This is a genomic window from Streptomyces sp. NPDC006624 (genome assembly GCF_040611555.1).
Classification (GTDB): Bacteria; Actinomycetota; Actinomycetes; order Streptomycetales; family Streptomycetaceae; genus Streptomyces.
The window spans coordinates 73367-89973 of sequence record NZ_JBEXOM010000017.1 but is presented as its reverse complement, the minus strand read 5'-3'; the positions used below and the strand labels follow the sequence as shown (position 1 = coordinate 89973).

15 protein-coding genes and 2 pseudogenes are annotated in these 16607 nt (G+C 73.8%); 7 read left to right on the top strand and 10 right to left on the bottom strand.

Features of this window, described 5'->3' with window-relative positions; translation table 11 throughout:
• Nucleotides 1-28: 28 nt before the first annotated feature.
• Nucleotides 29-478 carry a nitroreductase family deazaflavin-dependent oxidoreductase gene (locus ABZY20_RS27470; RefSeq protein WP_356444607.1) on the top strand — a complete coding sequence of 150 codons (450 nt, stop codon included), beginning with the start codon at nt 29-31 and terminating at the stop codon, nt 476-478.
• On the opposite strand, the gene ABZY20_RS27465 is transcribed toward ABZY20_RS27470, so the two are convergent.
• The gene (locus tag ABZY20_RS27465; protein ID WP_356444605.1) at nt 462-1706 is read right to left on the bottom strand and encodes a geranylgeranyl reductase family protein; all 1245 of its coding nucleotides are present in this window, start codon (nt 1704-1706) and stop codon (nt 462-464) included. The two genes, ABZY20_RS27470 and ABZY20_RS27465, sit on opposite strands and share 17 nt — an antisense overlap.
• A 134-nt stretch (nt 1707-1840) precedes the next feature.
• On the opposite strand from ABZY20_RS27465, the gene ABZY20_RS27460 reads away from it, so the two are divergent.
• From ABZY20_RS27460 to ABZY20_RS27450, 3 genes and pseudogenes are all read left to right on the top strand, one after another.
• Nucleotides 1841-3196 carry a dipeptidase gene (locus ABZY20_RS27460; protein ID WP_356444604.1) on the top strand — a complete coding sequence of 452 codons (1356 nt, stop codon included), beginning with the start codon at nt 1841-1843 and terminating at the stop codon, nt 3194-3196.
• 61 nt (nt 3197-3257) lie between these two features.
• Nucleotides 3258-3332: pseudogene (locus ABZY20_RS27455) on the top strand (MBL fold metallo-hydrolase); the annotation flags it as partial.
• 152 nt (nt 3333-3484) lie between these two features.
• A pseudogene (locus ABZY20_RS27450) lies at nt 3485-4099 on the top strand (MBL fold metallo-hydrolase); the annotation flags it as partial.
• Nucleotides 4100-4160: 61 nt separating this feature from the next.
• Here the strand turns inward: ABZY20_RS27450 and ABZY20_RS27445 are convergent.
• The 7 genes from ABZY20_RS27445 to ABZY20_RS27415 form a co-directional block, all read right to left on the bottom strand.
• Complete coding sequence (locus tag ABZY20_RS27445) at nt 4161-5204, bottom strand: NUDIX domain-containing protein (RefSeq protein WP_356444602.1); 1044 nt, start codon at nt 5202-5204, stop codon at nt 4161-4163.
• Nucleotides 5205-5348: 144 nt separating this feature from the next.
• Nucleotides 5349-5549, bottom strand: a complete 201-nt coding sequence (locus ABZY20_RS27440; protein ID WP_356444600.1) for a hypothetical protein — start codon at nt 5547-5549, stop codon at nt 5349-5351.
• 67 nt (nt 5550-5616) lie between these two features.
• Nucleotides 5617-5841 carry a hypothetical protein gene (locus ABZY20_RS27435; protein ID WP_356444599.1) on the bottom strand — a complete coding sequence of 75 codons (225 nt, stop codon included), beginning with the start codon at nt 5839-5841 and terminating at the stop codon, nt 5617-5619.
• A gap of 500 nt (nt 5842-6341) precedes the next feature.
• Nucleotides 6342-8747, bottom strand: coding sequence for an excinuclease ABC subunit UvrA (locus ABZY20_RS27430; RefSeq protein WP_356444597.1), 2406 nt, complete (start codon nt 8745-8747; stop codon nt 6342-6344).
• A 149-nt stretch (nt 8748-8896) separates the two neighbouring features.
• Complete coding sequence (locus tag ABZY20_RS27425) at nt 8897-9313, bottom strand: VOC family protein (protein ID WP_356444595.1); 417 nt, start codon at nt 9311-9313, stop codon at nt 8897-8899.
• A 10-nt stretch (nt 9314-9323) separates the two neighbouring features.
• Nucleotides 9324-9770 (bottom strand): helix-turn-helix transcriptional regulator, encoded by a 447-nt coding sequence (locus tag ABZY20_RS27420; protein WP_356444594.1) that lies wholly within the window; start codon nt 9768-9770, stop codon nt 9324-9326.
• 165 nt (nt 9771-9935) lie between these two features.
• On the bottom strand, nt 9936-10889 hold the full coding sequence (locus ABZY20_RS27415; RefSeq protein ID WP_356444592.1) for an ROK family protein: 954 nt from the start codon (nt 10887-10889) through the stop codon (nt 9936-9938).
• 193 nt (nt 10890-11082) lie between these two features.
• On the opposite strand from ABZY20_RS27415, the gene ABZY20_RS27410 reads away from it, so the two are divergent.
• Together ABZY20_RS27410 and ABZY20_RS27405 are read left to right on the top strand one after the other, a co-directional pair.
• On the top strand, nt 11083-12147 hold the full coding sequence (locus ABZY20_RS27410) for a LacI family DNA-binding transcriptional regulator (RefSeq protein WP_356444590.1): 1065 nt from the start codon (nt 11083-11085) through the stop codon (nt 12145-12147).
• Between the two features lie 7 nt (nt 12148-12154).
• The gene (locus tag ABZY20_RS27405; RefSeq protein ID WP_356444589.1) at nt 12155-12970 is read left to right on the top strand and encodes a hypothetical protein; all 816 of its coding nucleotides are present in this window, start codon (nt 12155-12157) and stop codon (nt 12968-12970) included.
• On the opposite strand, the gene ABZY20_RS27400 is transcribed toward ABZY20_RS27405, so the two are convergent.
• Nucleotides 12916-14808, bottom strand: a complete 1893-nt coding sequence (locus tag ABZY20_RS27400; RefSeq protein ID WP_356444588.1) for a protein kinase — start codon at nt 14806-14808, stop codon at nt 12916-12918. The genes ABZY20_RS27405 and ABZY20_RS27400 overlap by 55 nt on opposite strands.
• A 109-nt stretch (nt 14809-14917) precedes the next feature.
• On the opposite strand from ABZY20_RS27400, the gene ABZY20_RS27395 reads away from it, so the two are divergent.
• Nucleotides 14918-15220 carry a hypothetical protein gene (locus ABZY20_RS27395; protein WP_356444586.1) on the top strand — a complete coding sequence of 101 codons (303 nt, stop codon included), beginning with the start codon at nt 14918-14920 and terminating at the stop codon, nt 15218-15220.
• 31 nt (nt 15221-15251) lie between these two features.
• On the opposite strand, the gene ABZY20_RS27390 is transcribed toward ABZY20_RS27395, so the two are convergent.
• Nucleotides 15252-16553: an aldolase/citrate lyase family protein gene (locus ABZY20_RS27390; RefSeq protein WP_356444584.1), complete on the bottom strand. Its 1302-nt coding sequence runs from the start codon at nt 16551-16553 to the stop codon at nt 15252-15254.
• Nucleotides 16554-16607: the final 54 nt, after the last annotated feature.

The window sequence follows — 16607 nt, the reverse complement described above, 5'->3', positions numbered from 1 at the left end:
AGCGCTCCCCACACCTCAAGGGAACCCCATGTCCGCACATGTGCAGAAGCCCGGCTGGTTCACGGTCCACGTCCTCAACCGGTTCGTCGCCTGGCTGACCCGCCGCGGCGTCAGCGTCTGGGGCTCCCGCGTGCTCGCCGTCCGGGGCCGCAAGAGCGGCCAGTGGCGCACCACCCCGGTCAACCTGCTCACCCTCGACGGCAGGCAGTACCTCGTCGCGCCCCGCGGCCACGTCCAGTGGACGCACAACATGCGGGCCGCGGGCGGCGGCGAGCTGCGGCTCGGCAAGCACGTGGACGTGTTCACCGCGTCCGAGGTGCCCGACGACGCCAAGGCCCCGATCCTGCGTGCCTACCTCAAGCGCTGGAAGGCGGAGGTCGGGGTGTTCTTCGGCGGCGTCGGTCCCGGCTCCTCCGACGACGAGCTGCGCCGCATCGCCCCCGACCACCCGGTCTTCGAGATCACGGTGACGGGCTGACCTCGTCGCCCGTCGCGGCCGGGCGGCGGTCCATCGCCGTCAGGGCCCGCTGGGCCAGGGGGTGCGTGCGGACCATCTCGCCCAGCGACGTCGAGCCCTGGGTGATGTCCTTGAACGCCTTCCAGGCCGGACGGAACCCGGTCAGCACCGCGTGGAACAGACCGGGGCGTCGCTCGAACACCGCCAGCATCCGCTTGCCGACGCTCATCTCCACGCCCAGCCCGGCCTTGATCGCGAACGCGTAGTTGAGGGCCTGCCGGCGGGTGTCCACGGCGTCGTGCGCCTCGGCGATCCGCACCGCCCACTCCCCCGCGAGCCGGCCGGAGCGCAGCGCGAAGGAGATGCCCTCGCGGGTCCACGGCTCCAGCAGCCCCGCCGCGTCGCCGCACACCAGCACCCGCCCGCGCGACAGCGGCGAGTCCTCGGCGCGGCAGCGGGTCAAGTGCCCGGAGGAGATGCTCGGTTCGAAGCCGGCCAGGCCCAGCCGGCCGATGAACTCCTCCAAGTACCGCTTGGTGGCGGCGCCTTCGCCGCGCGCCGAGATCACCCCGACCGTGAGCGTGTCCCCCTTGGGGAAGACCCAGCCGTAACTGCCGGGCATGGGGCCCCAGTCGATGAGCACCCGGCCCTTCCAGTCCTCGGCGACGGTGTCCGGCACCGGGATCTCCGCCTCCAGGCCGAGGTCCACCTGCTCGACCTTGACCCCGACGTGGGCGCCTATGCGGCTGGCGCTGCCGTCCGCGCCGACCACGGCCCGGGCGAGCAAGACCTCACCGCCCTGCAGTACCACGGCGACCGTGCGCCGGTCCGGCACCGCCGAGCCGTGCTGCTCGACCCGCTGGACCGTGACGCCCGTGCGCAGCTCGGCGCCGGCCTTCTGCGCGTGCTCGACGAGCTGCTGGTCGAACTCGGGCCGGTTGATCAGCCCGAACAGCATCTGCCGGGAGCGGCGGGTGCGCGTGAAGCGGCCGTTGTTGGAGAACGTCACCGCGTGCACCCGGTCCTTCAGCGGCAGCTCGAAGCCGGGCGGCAGGGCGTCGCGCGAGGGGCCGATGATGCCGCCGCCGCACGTCTTGTAGCGCGGCAGCTCGGCCTTCTCCAGCAACAGCACGCGTCTGCCGGCGACCGCCGCCGCGTACGCGGCCGAAGCACCCGCGGGTCCCGCGCCCACCACGACGACGTCCCACACCTGCCGCACGTCGTCCGCCGAAGAGTTCTCGCTGCTCACGATGGTCTACTGCTCCCGATCAAGCCGCCCGCTGCTGCTGTCTCCCGCATCCTACGGCGGACCTGATCACAGGCCGCTGTGGGAGGATCTACAGCACTCACCGCTACAACGTCGCACCCACAAGGAGCGTGCCCATGTCGTCGAATCCGGTCGCCGATACCGTCGCCTCGCTGATGCCCAGGGCGAAGGAGGAGCTCGCCGAACTGGTGGCCTTCCGGTCGGTGGCGGACTTCGACCAGTTCCCGAAGAGCGAGAGCGAGGGCGCGGCGCGCTGGGTCGCGGACGCGCTGACCGCCGAGGGCTTCCAGGACGTGGCCCTGCTCGACACCCCCGACGGCACGCAGTCGGTCTACGGGTACCTGCCCGGCCCGGAGGGCGCGAAGACCGTCCTGCTCTACGCGCACTACGACGTGCAGCCGCCGCTGGACGAGGCCGCCTGGACCACCCCGCCCTTCGAGCTGACCGAGCGTGACGGGCGCTGGTACGGGCGGGGCGCCGCCGACTGCAAGGGCGGTGTGATCATGCATCTGCTGGCGCTGCGCGCGCTGCGGGCCAACGGCGGCGTGCCGGTGCACGTGAAGGTGATCGCCGAGGGCTCCGAGGAGATGGGCACGGGCGGCCTGGAGCGGTACGCCGAGGAGCACCCGGAGCTGCTGGAGGCCGACACGATCGTGATCGGCGACGTGGGCAACTTCCGGGTGGGCCTGCCGACCGTCACCTCGACCCTGCGCGGCATGACCGCGCTGCGCGTGCAGGTGGACACGCTCGCGGGCAATCTCCACTCGGGGCAGTTCGGCGGCGCCGCGCCCGACGCGCTGGCGGCGCTGATCCGGGTACTGGACTCGCTGCGCGCCGAGGACGGTTCGACGACCGTCGACGGACTCACCGCGGACGCGTCCTGGGACGGGCTGCAGTACGACACGGAGCAGTTCCGGCGGGACGCCAAGGTGCTGGACGGTGTCGAGCTGCTCGGGTCAGGGACGGTCGCCGACCGCATCTGGGCGCGTCCGGCCGTCACCGTCCTCGGCATCGACTGCCCGCCGGTCGTGGGCGCCACCCCGTCGGTGCAGGCCAGCGCCCGGGCGCTGATCAGCCTGCGGGTGCCGCCGGGCGTGGACGCGGCCGAGGCGACCAAGCTGCTCCAGGCGCACCTGGAGGCGCACACGCCGTGGGGCGCGCGGATCAGCACCGAGCAGATCGGCCAGGGCCAGGCCTTCCGCGCCGACACGGGCAGCCCGGCGTACCAGGCCATGGCGGACGCGATGGCGGTGGCGTACCCGGGGCAGGAGATGCAGTACGCCGGTCAGGGCGGCTCGATCCCGCTGTGCAACACGCTGGCGGCTCTGTACCCGCAGGCGGAGATCCTGCTCATCGGGCTGAGCGAGCCGGAGGCGCAGATCCACGCGGTGGACGAGAGCGTGTCGCCCGAGGAGCTGGAGCGGCTGTCGGTGGCGGAGGCGCTGTTCCTGCGCGCCTACGCGGCGAGCTGACCGCTCTGCCCTCGGCAGAAGGCCCTCGTCCTCGGACGGGGGCCTTTCCTACGGTCGTCCCGTGGACGCCGTCGCACTGCTCCCCCGCCTCCACCTGCTGCGTTTCCCGGTCGGCCAGGCCTGCCTCTGGCGCGACCGAAGCGGTCGTTCCGGGGGGAAGCGGAAGCGGTGGAAGCAGTGGATGCGGGGGGGGGAAGAGGGGGAGCCGGCGGGCCCGGGCGCCGGGAAACCCTCCAGGCGGCGCAGCAGCTCGTCCGTACGGGCGGCCGCCTGCTCACGGTCGTGCGCGACGAGCTGACGCTGATCGACGCGGTCCCGGCGGGCTCCGGTGCGCCGATCGCGCGGGCGGTGAGCGCGCTGGGCCGCGATCCCCGGGACGTGCGGCGGATCGTGCTCACCCATTTCCACGAGGACCACGCGGGCGGGGCGGGGGAGTTCGCGGCGCTCAGCGGTGCCGAGGTGCTGGCGCACCGGCTCGACGCCCCCGCCGTGCGCGGCGAGGTCCCGGGCCCGGCGCCGGTGTTCGAGGACGGGGAACGCCCCCTCCACGAGCGGGCGCGGCAGCTCCTGCCCGAGGGCGGCCCCCTGCGGCCCGGGCGGGTCACCGAGCTGTCCGGCGGCGAGGTGCTGGACCTGGCCGGCGGGGCGCACGTCGTCCATGTGCCGGGGCACACGCACGGCAGCATCGCGCTGCATCTCCCCGAGCACGGCGTGCTGTTCACGGGTGACACGGTCGCGGCGTCCCCCGTGGACGGCACGGTGATGCCAGGCGTGTTCCACCTCGACCGCGGTCAGGTCCTCTCCGCCTGCGCGCGGCTGGCGGAGCTCGACGCGGACGTGGCCTGCTTCGGCCACGGGGACCCGGTGCGGGGGCGGGCGGCCCGTGCGCTGCGGGACGCGGCGCACGGGCGACGGCCGAGCGTCCGGTCCGGGGGCCCAGGACGCCGGCGTCCGGCGGCGCGTGTCAGCCGACCGGCACCCCGGCTTCCAGGTAGAACGCCGCTCCGCGTTCGCGCGCCCGCAGGGCCCAGCGCAGCCGCTCGTAGCGTACGGGGGGCAGCAGGTCGGCGGCCTCCTCCTCGGTGACGAACCGCCATGCGCGCAGTTCCGGGCCGGGCAGCAGCAGCCGTCCGGCCTCCGCCGAGTCGAGGACGCCGCCGTCGAAGAGGAGCCGCAGTCCGCCGTAGCCGGGGGGTGCGGGGCGTTCCCAGTCGACGACGAGCAGGCCGGGCACCTCGTCGAGGCGGATGCCGGTCTCCTCGGCGACCTCCCGCATCCCGGCGCGCGCGGGCGCCTCACCGGGCTCGACGACCCCGCCCGGGAACTCCCAGCCGGCCTTGTAGGTGGGGTCGACGAGCAGCACCCGGCCCTGTTCGTCGAAGAGGAGCACCCCGGCGGCGAGCGTCTCGGCGGTGGGCTCGGGCGTCTGCACGATGTCGCAGACGGGCACGGAGCCGCTGCCCAGGGCCTCGGCGATGCGGGCGGCGGCCTGGTACGGGGTGAGGTCGCTGGTGTCGACCGGGTGGGCGTCGGCGCTGAGCCAGGAGGCGAGGGCCGCCCGGTAGGGCTCGATGTGGTCGAAGGACCACCGGCGTATGCGCATCTCGCCGTCGGGGAGGTCCGCCGGCACCTCACGGCCCGCTATGCGCTCGCGCAGTATCGTTTCGGCCGGAGCGAGCAGGATGTGGCTGACCGCGATCCTGCGCGCGGCCAGCCCGCCGAATATCTCGTCCCGGTACTCCTGGCGCAGCAGGGTCATGGGGACCACCAGGGTCCCGCCGAGCTCGGCGAGCATCGCGGCCGCCGTGTCGATCACGAGCCGCCGCCAGATCGGCAGGTCCTGGAAGTCGCCGACCTCGGCGAGGTGTTTGGGCGGCAGCAGGTGGGCGAGCGCGCCGCCGATGACCTCCGGGTCGAAGAGCGTGCTGTTCGGGATCAGTTCGATCAGTTCCCGTGCGGTGGTGGTCTTCCCCGCACCGAACGCGCCGTTGATCCAGACGACGGTCACAGGTCCCCCTCTTCTGTTGGCCCCCTGAGGCTTGCCCGCTCCACCCTGCCACGGAAACCAGCCGCAGTTGAGGGCGCATGGCGACGGCGCCGGTGCCCCCTTGTGCGGGAGCACCGGCGCCGTGGGCCGGGACCGTGCGGCTCGTCAGCCCTTCTTCTTCCCCTTGGCGCCGTCCTCCCGGTCCAGCGAGAGGCTGTCCTTGGCGACGGTCTCGTCGAGCGACTTGAGGGTCTCGTCCACGCTGAGGGAGCCGAGGCTGTCCCCGAGGGCGTGGGACGGGGTGACCGCCGCGACGACGAAGCCGGTGGCGAGGGAGGCGATGGCGAGCATGCTGCGCTTCTTCATGCCCGGCACAACTGCCGGGGAGCCCTCGGGGTCACGCAGCGGCGTACGACCGGGCGACGGGCGGCTCTCATCCCGGCGCTCCGCCCCACGCCTCGGGGCCCCCGCCCCGCCACTCGATCAGTCCGGACGCCGCCACGTACGTCTCGTCCGCGTCGTCGATCCCCGCCCGCCTCAGGAACTCGGCGATGTCCAGCAGCCCGTAGGCGATCCCGAGGAACTGGTCGTCCACACGGACCCGCCGGCCACCGTCCGCGGCGGGCGGGTAGACCACGACGGGTTTCACGGACGCCATGCCACCAGAGTGCGTGACCGTGGGGTGCACCGCCCGCGGCAGTGGGCCGTTCGGGTGCCCCGAGGGCGGGGTCCGAGTGAGGGGTCCGAGTGATACGTGGCGGTGCCGAGCGGGGTCTCCGATGACCGGCACGTCCACTGACCGGCACGTCCACGCGGACTGGTGGACCGGACGGCAAGGGATCCGGGCACGCGTCGGCCCGGGAGCCTGGCGTTCCTGCCCGGGCATGGCCGTGCCCGCCCGGTCACAAGCCCTCGTGCCCGCCCGGTCACAAGCCCTCACGAGGGCTCCCCGACCCCGGAGCGGCACCCCGCAGGGTCGCGTCCGGCACCCTGCCGGAGCCGTGGGCCCGAACGGCGCCGGAGTCGCGGTCCCACCGGGGCCCGAGCCGCGGGCCCGACCGGCGCCCGAGCCGCAGGCCCGACCGGCGCACGAGGGCCGGTCGGGCCTGGGGCCGTGCGTGAGCGCCGGACGCTCGCCGCACGGCCCGGAGGGGCATGTCAGGCGCCCACGTACGCCGCCAGGTGCTCCCCCGTCAGCGTGGAGCGGGACGCGATCAGGTCGGCCGGGGTGCCCTCGAAGACGACGCGGCCGCCGTCGTGGCCGGCGCCGGGCCCGAGGTCGACGATCCAGTCGGCGTGGGCCATGACCGCCTGGTGGTGCTCGATGACGACGACCGACCGGCCGGCGTCCACGAGCCGGTCGAGCAGGCCGAGCAGCTGCTCCACGTCCGCGAGGTGCAGGCCGGTGGTCGGCTCGTCGAGCACGAGGATCCGGGGTTCGCCGCCCTTGTCGGCCATGTGCGCGGCCAGCTTCAGCCGCTGCCGCTCGCCCCCGGACAGCGTGGTGAGCGGCTGGCCGAGGGTGAGGTAGCCGAGCCCGACGTCGGCGAGCCGCTCCAGGATCCGGTGCGCGGCCGGCGTGCGGGCCTCGCCGGTGCCGAAGAACTCCTCGGCCTCGGTCACGGGCATCGCGAGCACCTCGCTGATGTCGCGGCCGCCGAGGTGGTACTCCAGCACCGAGGGCTGGAACCGCTTGCCCTCGCAGTCCTCGCAGGGGGTGTCGACGCCGGCCATCATGCCGAGGTCGACGTAGATCACCCCGGCGCCGTTGCAGGTGGGGCAGGCGCCCTCGGAGTTGGCGCTGAACAGGGCCGGCTTGACGCCGTTGGCCTTGGCGAACGCCTTGCGGATCGGGTCGAGCAGCCCGGTGTAGGTGGCGGGGTTGCTGCGGCGCGAGCCCTTGATGGGGCTCTGGTCCACGGAGGTCACGCCCGCGTCGGCGGGCATCGAGCCGTGCAGCAGCGAGCTCTTGCCGGAGCCGGCGACACCCGTGACGACGGTGAGCACCCCGAGCGGGATGTCGACGTCCACGTTCTGCAGGTTGTTCGCCGAGGCGCCCCGGATCTCCAGCGCGCCGGTGGGCTCGCGGACCACGTCCTTCACCTTGGCCCGGTCGTCGAAATGACGGCCGGTCACGGTGTCGGCCGCCCGCAGCCCTTCGACCGTGCCCGCGTAGCAGACGGTGCCGCCCTCGGTACCGGCGCCGGGGCCGAGGTCGATCACGTGGTCGGCGACGGCGATCGCCTCCGGCTTGTGCTCGACGACGAGCACGGTGTTGCCCTTGTCCCTCAGCCGCAGCAGCAGGTTGTTCATCCGCTGGATGTCGTGCGGGTGCAGGCCGACGGTGGGCTCGTCGAAGACGTAGGTGACGTCCGTGAGCGAGGAACCGAGGTGGCGGATCATCTTCACGCGCTGCGCCTCGCCGCCGGAGAGCGTGCCGGCCGGCCGGTCGAGCGAGAGGTAGCCCAGGCCGATCTCCACGAAGGAGTCGAGCGTGCCCTGCAGGGCGGCGAGCAGCGGCGCCACCGACGGTTCGGTCAGGCCCCGGACCCACTCGGCGAGGTCCCTGATCTCCATGGCGCAGGCCTCGGCGATGCTGATGTCCCGGATCTTCGACGACCGGGCCGCCTCGGTCAGCCGCGTGCCGTCGCACTCGGGGCAGGTCGTGAAGGTGACCGCCCGCTCCACGAAGGCCCGGATGTGCGGCTGCATCGCCTCCTTGTCCTTGGACAGGAACGACTTCTGGATCTTGGGGATCAGGCCCTCGTAGGTGAGGTTGACACCGTTGACCTTGACCTTGGTCGGTTCGCCGTAGAGGAAGTCCCGCATCTCCTTCTTGGTGTACCGGCGGATCGGCTTGTCCGGGTCGACGAAGCCGGACTGGGCGTAGAGCCCGACGGTCCAGACGTTGTCGGCCTTCCAGCCGGGGATGGTGAAGGCGCCCTCGGCGATCGACTTGGAGTCGTCGTAGAGCTGGGTGAGGTCGATGTCGGAGACCTTGCCGCGGCCCTCGCAGCGGGTGCACATGCCGCCGGTGCGGGAGAAGGTCGCCTTCACCGTCCTGGTCTTCTCGGCGCCGCGTTCGACCCGGATCCCGCCGCTCGCGCTGACCGAGGCGGTGTTGAAGGAGTAGGCGCTGGGCGGCCCGATGTGCGGCTCGCCGAGCCGGCTGAAGAGGATGCGCAGCATCGCGCTGGCGTCGGTGGCGGTGCCGACCGTGGAGCGCGGGTCGCCGCCCATCCGCTGCTGGTCGACGGCGATGGCGGTGGTCAGCCCGTCGAGCACGTCGACCTCGGGCCGCGCCCGGTTCGGCATGAAGCCCTGCAGGAAGGCGCTGTAGGTCTCGTTGATCAGCCGCTGCGACTCCGCGGCGATCGTGTCGAACACCAGCGAGCTCTTGCCCGAACCGGAGACACCGGTGAACACCGTCAGCCGGCGCTTGGGGATCTCGATGCTGACGTCCTTGAGGTTGTTCTCGCGCGCGCCGTGGACGCGGATCACGTCATGGCTGTCGGCGACGTGCGGACCGGGCGGCCGTCTGTCCGCCGTCTCGGCCTTGCTCATGGTGTCTCCTTCTTCTGGGGCGGGGCTGCCGTCCCGGACGATCTCGGTCCCGCGCCGCCCCGGGCGGGGACGGCGCCGGGGTGCGGGAGCCGGCGGCCGGGTGGGGCCGTACGGGAACCCGCGCTGCGACAGGCCGAACCGCGGTGCCGCTACTGCGCCTTGAGCTGCTGGATGCGGACCATGTTGCCCGCGGGGTCGCGGAAGGCGCAGTCGCGCACGCCGTACGGCTGGTCCACCGGTTCCTGGACGACCTCGGCGTCGCCCGCCTGGAGCCGCTCGAAGACGCCGTCGACGTCGCTGGTGGCCAGGACGATGCTGGCGTAGGTGCCCTTGGCCATCATCTCGGCGACGGTGCGGCGCTCGTCCTCGGTGACGCCGGGGTCGACGGCCGGCGGGTGCAGCACGATGTTCGTGCCGGGCTGGCCGGCGGGGCCGACGGTGATCCAGCGCATGCCCTCGTACCCGACGTCGTTGCGGACTTCGAAGCCGAGGGTGTCGCGGTAGAACGCCAGGGCGGCGTCCGGGTCGTCGTGCGGAAGGAAACTGGCGTGAATGGTGAGGTCCATGGCCACCACGCTAGTGACGGCCCGTCGCGGGCGCTTCTCGATTCCTGACCGGTCTGGTGACCTGCTTCGCCACGCATGACGGGATGCCCGCGGTGGCCCGCGCCGCCTCGCGCTTGTAGGCGCTGGGCGGCATGCCGACGAGTTCGGTGAAGCGGGTGCTGAAGGTGCCCAGCGAGGAGCAGCCGACCTCGAAGCACACCTCGGTGACGCTGAGGTCCCCGCGGCGCAGCAGCGCCATCGCGCGCTCGATGCGGCGCGTCATGAGATAGCTGTACGGCGACTCCCCGTACGCCTGCCGGAACGCGCGGCTGAGATGCCCCGCCGACATGTGCTCGCCGCGGGCCAGCGCCTCGACGTCCAGGGGCTGCGCGTACTCCCGGTCGATCCGGTCCTTGATCCGGCGCAGGCGGACCAGATCGCGCCGGCGCTGCTCCGAGACGGCTCTGTTGCTGCTCACAGGCGCGATCGTGTCATATCGCACGGACACGCGGCCGGTTTCCGGGCGGCGCGGACCGGAGGGGAGAACTCCGGAAGAACGGGGTGCGGGGCCGCGCCGGGGCGGCCCGCGTGCGGCGGCGCACCAGGGCCGCCTGAACGTTCCTGCCGGCTCCAGGGCCCGGGCTCACACCCCCGCGGCGGCCGCGTCCGGACGCTTCGCCAGTGCTGCCGCCGCCGCTCCCACCAGCCCGGCGTCCGTGCCCATCTGGGCCGGTGCCACGGTCAGGTTCCGGACGAAGGACAGCGTCGCGTAGGTGCTCAGGGCCTTGCGCAGCGGGGCGAACAGGACGTCGCCCGCCTTGCCCACTCCCCCGCCGACGACAGCGATGTCGATCTCCACGAGGGTCGCCGTCGCGGCGATCCCCGCGGCCAGGGCCTGGGCGGCGCGTGCGAAGGAGGCGACGGCGACCGGGTCGCCGGCCCGCGCCGCGGCGGCCACCGCGGCGGCGGAGGTGTCGCCGTCGGAACCCGGACGCCAGCCGTTCTCCAGGGCCCTGCGGGCGATGTTGGGCCCGCTGGCGATGCGCTCCACACAGCCGTGCGAGCCGCACGGGCACGGGTCGCCGTCGAGGTCGACGCTGATGTGCCCGATGTGGCCGGCGTTGCCGGTGGGCCCGGGGTGCAGCCGGCCGCCGAGGACCAGGCCGCCGCCGACGCCCGTGGAGACCACCATGCACAGCGCGTTGTCGTGGCCCCGGGCCGCGCCCTGCCAGTGCTCGGCCGCCGTGATGGCCACGCCGTCGCCGATCAGCTCCACGGGCAGGCCCCCGGCCGCGGCCCGGACCCGGGCGACGAGCGGGTAGTCGCGCCAGCCGGGCACGTTCACCGGGCTCACCGTGCCCGCGGAGGCGTCCACCGGACCGGCGCTGCCGATCCCCACGGCCGTCGCACGCTCCCACAGCGGCGAGGCGGTGAGCTCGCCGAGCACCTGCTCCACCGCCCGCATCACGGTGTCGCCGTCCTCCCGGGCGGGCGTCGGACGCTGCGCGCGGACCAGGATCCGGCCGCGGTCGTCCACCAGCGCGCCGGCGATCTTGGTGCCGCCGATGTCGAGCGCGGCCACGAGGTCGGTGTGCATCAGAGTCGGATCTCCCCGTCGAGCATGAGACAAACGCCGAATAGGCCTTGGAGCAGGGCACGAGGCAGTCCGGTCCCGTGGCGGTGCGCGGGCCGGAGAGTGCGGTGGACAGTCTCTCCCGAGTCTGACAACGTTGTCCAGGCTCTATGCTCGACGCCACATCCTCATACAAACCCAGGACCGACGCACCCCCGTGGACGACAGGACAGGACGCCGCACCGTGCCCCAGACCCATCTCCGCTCCGCAACGCGCTACGGCAACCGTCCGACCATGAAGGACGTGGCCGCCCGTGCCGGAGTCGGCCTCAAGACGGTCTCGCGGGTCGTGAACGGGGAGCCCGGGGTCACCCCGGAGACGGAGCGGCGCGTCCAGGAGGCGATCGACGCCCTGGGCTTCCGCCGCAACGACAGCGCGCGGGTGCTCCGCAAGGGCCGCACGGCGAGCATCGGCCTGGTCCTGGAGGACCTCGCGGACCCGTTCTACGGGCCGCTGAGCCGGTCGGTCGAGGAGGTGGCCCGCGCGCACGGCGCCCTGCTGATCAACGGCTCCAGCGCGGAGGACCCCGAGCGCGAGCAGGAGCTGGTGCTGGCCCTGTGCGCGCGGCGGGTGGACGGGCTCGTGGTGATCCCGGCCGGTGACGACCACCGGTATCTGGAACCGGAGCTCAAGGCGGGCGTCGCCACGGTGTTCGTGGACCGGCCGGCCGGTCACATCGACGCCGACGTGGTGCTGTCCGACAACTTCGGGGGCGCCCGCGACGGCGTCGCCCACCTCATCGCGCACGGGCACCGCCGCATCGGCTTCATCGGCGACATGCCCCGGATCCACACCGCCGCCGAGCGGCTGCGCGGCTACCGGGCCGCGATGGAGGACGCGGGCATACCGGTGGCGGACTCCTGGATGTCCCTCGGGGTCACCGACCCCGAGCGGGTGCGCAGGGCCGCCGAGGAGATGCTGTCCGGCCCGGACCCGGTCACCGCGGTCTTCACGGGCAACAACCGGGTCACCGTCACCGTGATCCGGGTGCTCGCCGAGCAGAGCCGCCGCGTCGCCCTGGTCGGCTTCGACGACATCGAGCTGGCCGACCTGCTGCAGCCGGGCGTGACGGTCGTCGCCCAGGACGCGGCGGACATCGGCCGCACCGCGGCGGAGCGCCTGTTCCGGCAGCTGGACGGCTCCCTGATCACCCCCGAGCGCATCGAGCTGCCGACCCGGCTGATCACCCGCGGCTCGGGCGAACTGCCCCCGGCGGATTGAGCCGCCCATGGACCACGCCTTCGCCCGCACGCTGCGCGCCCTCGGTCTCGCCGAGGCACCGCGCGACCATCCCCTGCTCTACCCGGGGGCGTGGCCCGAGGACTCCGGTCTGCTCGACGGGGACCGCTTCCTGCCGCTGGAGCGGCTGGTGCACGCCGACCGCACGCCGGTCCTCGCCATCGGCTCCAACGGCTGCCCCGGCCAATTGAGCCACAAGATGCGGGAGTTCGGCCTCATGGCCCCGCTGCCGATGGTGAAGGCCCGGGTGACCGGCGTCGACGCCGGGGTCTCGGCGCACGTGAGCCGCATGGGGTACGTCTCGGCCTCGCCGGTCAGCGCCCCGGACACGGTACGGGAGCTGTTCGTCCTCTGGCTCGACGCCGAGCAGCTCGCGGTGATCGACGCGAGCGAGGGAGTACCGCTGCCGGGCGGCAACTTCGAGCGGGCCTGGCTGCCCTCCCCCGGCGTACGGATCGACCTCGCGGACGGCACGCGCCTGCCCGGCGTGTACGCCTACGTCAACCGGCACGGCGTCCTGCACGACGGCACCGGCACGCTGCGCACCCACCCGGGCGAGCGCGAGCTGCTCACCGACCTGCTCGTCCAACTGCCGCGCCTGCGGGAGCTGTTCGGTGTCGTGCCCGAGGAGTTCTGCGCCCGGGCACGGGCCGACCGGCGGCTGTGCGAACGGGGCACGCGGCTGTTCGTCGAGGAGAAACTGGTGACGGCCTCGGGTCTGGAGCGCTACGCGGCGGCGTCGCTGCGCGCTCAGCAGACCGGCAGCCCGGGCACCGGCGCGTCGTTGTCGCCGCCCTTGATGTAGACGTCGCTGACCCAGACGTCCGTGTTGCCGCTGTCGTCGTCGGTCTTGGCCCACCAGACGTTGGTCCACTCCCCGTAGGACTCGCGGCGGCCCAGGTTCTGCTGGCAGTAGAAGTAGTTGGTGCCCGCCTTCAGGATGCCGGCCCGTGCGCCGGAGGCGGTGTGGGAGTCGGCGGTCTTCCAGACCTGGCAGTTGTACTTGCCGCCGCCGATGGCGTGGCAGACCGGCGCCGGGGCGGGTGAGCCGCTGTCCGTGGCGGGACCTCCCGGGGCCGAGCCGTCCGGGTCCGCGGTGCCACCGCCGGAGGACGGGGCCGGGGCGGCGGGCCGGCCGGAGGACCCGGGCCGCTTCCCGCCGCCGGGCTGCGCGGAGGGCGTTGCGCTCTCGCCGTCGCCCTGCCGGGTGGTCCCGGGCGCGGTCGAGGCGTCGTCGCCGCGGCCGGGCGCGGAGGGGGCGGCGGCCTCGGTCCGCCCGCCCGGCTCGGCGCCGCCCGAGTCCCTGAGCAGGGCGATCGTGGTACCGGCGGCGGCGAGGACGACGGTGACGGCCATGGCCGCGAGAAGCGCCCGGGGCCTCTTGCGGCGGGCGGCGGACCCGGAGTCCATCGGGCCGGTGGGGGCGTCACTGCCGGGACCGCCCGCGCCGAGACCCTGGACGCCGGGAGCCGGAACCGCCGCCCCCGGCGCCGGGAACCCGGCCTGCGGCCCCTGCGCAGCGGGACCCGCAGGCGCCGTCCGGCCGCCGCCCGGACCGAACCGCCCCGCATCCTCGTCGCCGGCGCCCCCCGCCGGGCCTGCGCTTGCGGCCGCCGCGGCCGGGCCCGAGCCGGGCGTGCCCCGGCCCTCGTGCGGCCCGTCGGCGCCCGGGCGGACCTGCTGCGGCGGCCCGAACCCCGGCGGTACGGACGGGACGCGTTCCGTCTCCGGGTGCGGGGGCACGGGGGCAGGGCCGCGCAGCCTGGACGTCGGCGTGTCCGTGCCGCCCGAGTCGGCCACCGCCTGGAGCAGTTCACGCGCCTGGTCGGCCTCCGGGCGGGCGTCGGGGCGCTTGTCCAGCAGCCGCTGCAGCACGGGGCCGAGGGAACCGGCGCGCCGGGGCTGCGGCAGCGGCTCCGTGACGATCGCGGTGAGCGTGGAGAACGTCGACGTACGGCGGAAGGGCGAGGCGCCCTCGACGGCCGCGTACAGCGTGGCGCCCAGCGCCCAGATGTCGGCGGCCGGGCCCGGGTCGCCGCCCTGGGCGCGCTCGGGGGCCAGGTAGTCGAGCGAGCCGACGAGTTCACCGCTGCGGGTGAGGTGGGTGGCCGAACCGTCGCCCGGGTCGTCCATGGTGGCGATGCCGAAGTCGGTGAGGACGATGCGGCCGGAGCGGTCGAGCAGGATGTTGCCGGGCTTCACGTCGCGGTGGAGGACGCCCGCCTCGTGGGCGGCGGCCAGCGCGTCCATGACCGCGGCGCCGATCCCGGCGGCCTCGTGCGGGACGAGCGTGCCGCGTTCGCGCAGGACGTCGTCCAGGGACGGCCCGTCGACCAGTTCCATGACGATGAGCGGGCGGCCGTCGGCCTGGGCGATGTCGTGCACGGCGATGACACCGGGGTGGCGGACCCGGGCCGCCGCACGCGCCTCGCGCCTCATCCGCAGGTGCAGTTGGTCCAGTTCGGGACCGGCCGCGTCGGTGTAGGTGCGCAGTTCCTTGACGGCGACCTCGCGGCCCAGGACCTCGTCGACGGCCCTCCAGACGACGCCCATGCCGCCGCGCCCCAGCCGGCCCGTGACCCGGTACCGGCCCGCCAGCACCCGTCCGGCTCCCTCGGCCCGCCCGTACTCCCCCGTTGACACCACTGCCCCGTTCCTGTGCCCCCGCCGGATGCACTGACACGTTCGTAGGTGGCGTACAGCCTACGGGGCGGCGGTGACGGCGGCGGCCGGCCAGGGCAGGATCGTGTGCGTGAGTACGGACATCCACGGGTTCGTCGAGGTCCAAAGCAGCTTCGTCGACGGCTCCGAGCCCGAGGACGACGAGCCGTTCCTCCGCTGGCATCCGGCCATGGCCCTGGACCACGTCTTCGACGGCCGGTCGTATGCGGCCTTCGGGTGCCTCTTCGGCGTCCGCGGGCGGTCCTTCGAGCCCCCTCGCGGCCCAGCGGGGGTTCCCGCAGGACGCCTCGCGGGCCGTCGCACGAGCCTTCGAGTCGGCGCGGGAGGACGCGCACAGCCCTACCTGGATCAGCTGGGCCGAACTGTGAACTAGCAGCTCGTCCGCACGAGGGTTCACGAGGGTTCTAGCTCGACGCCGTCAGGTCGCCCCGGCGCGGGGCCGCGAAGCTCTCCAGGTCGGCTCGGGTGAGGCCGGTCAGGCGGGCGACCTCGCCGATGTCGAGGGCGCCGCAGTCCAGGCCGCGCAGCAGGTAGCCGGCGAGGGCCTTGGCGGTGGCGGGTTCGTCCATGACGTCGCCGGCGGTGCGGTTGGCGTACCGGGCCAGGCGGGCGGCGGCCTGTTCGAAGCCCTCGCGGTAGAAGGCGAAGACGGCGGCGTAGCGGGTGGGGATGTGGCCGGGGTGCATGTCCCAGCCCTGGTAGTAGGCGCGGGCCAGGGCGCGGCGGGTCAGGCCGTAGTGCAGGCGCCAGGCGGCGTGGACCTTCTCGGTGGGGCCGACCGGCAGGACGTTCGTCGAGCCGTCCGAGACGCGGACGCCCGTGCCGGCCGCGGCGACCTGCATGACGGCCTTGGCGTGGTCGGCCGCGGGATGGTCACTGGCCTGGTGGGCGGCGGAGACGCCGAGGCAGGCGCTGTAGTCGAAGGTGCCGTAGTGCAGTCCGGTGGCGCGGCCCTCGGCGGCCTGGATCATGCGGGCGACGGTGGCGGTGCCGTCGGCGGCGAGGATGGACTGGCTGGTCTCGATCTGGATCTCGAAGCCGATCCGGCCGGGCTCCAGGCCGTGCGTCTTCTCGAAGGCGTCCAGCAGCCGTGCCATGGCGGTGACCTGCTCGGCGTAGGTCACCTTGGGCAGGGTGAGCACCAGCCCGGCGGGCAGCCCGCCGGCTTCCATCAGGCCGGTGAGGAAGATGTCGAGGGTGCGGATGCCCCGGGCGCGCACGGGCGCTTCCATGCACTTCATGCGGATGCCCATGTAGGGGGCGGCGGTGCGGTCGGCGTACGCCTCGGCGATGATCCGGGCGGCGCGGGCGGCGGCCTGGTCCTCCTCGGCGTCGGGGCGGTTGCCGTAGCCGTCCTCGAAGTCGACGCGCAGGTCCTCGATCGGCTCGCGCTCCAGCTTGGCGCGCACGCGCGCGTGGACGGGCTCGGCGAGTTCGCCGGAGAGGCCGAGGACGGCGGCGAAGGAGGCGGCGTCGGGGGCGTGCTCGTCGAGGGCGGCCAGGGCGCGGTCGCCCCAGGAGCGGATGGTGCCGGGGGCGAAGACGTCGCCGGGTACGTAGACGGTGTGGACGGGCTGGCGGGTGCCGGGGTCGCCGGGGTAGCAGCGCTCCAGCTCGGCGTCGACCGGGGCGAGGGAGGCGCTGATCTCCTCGCTGACGGCGCCCGCGAGGCTCGTCGCCACCTTCTCCTGCTGGCCCTGACCCATTCCGAGACCCTCCTGTTTTCCGCTGTACGGAATCAACAATCCGTAGAGCGAAGT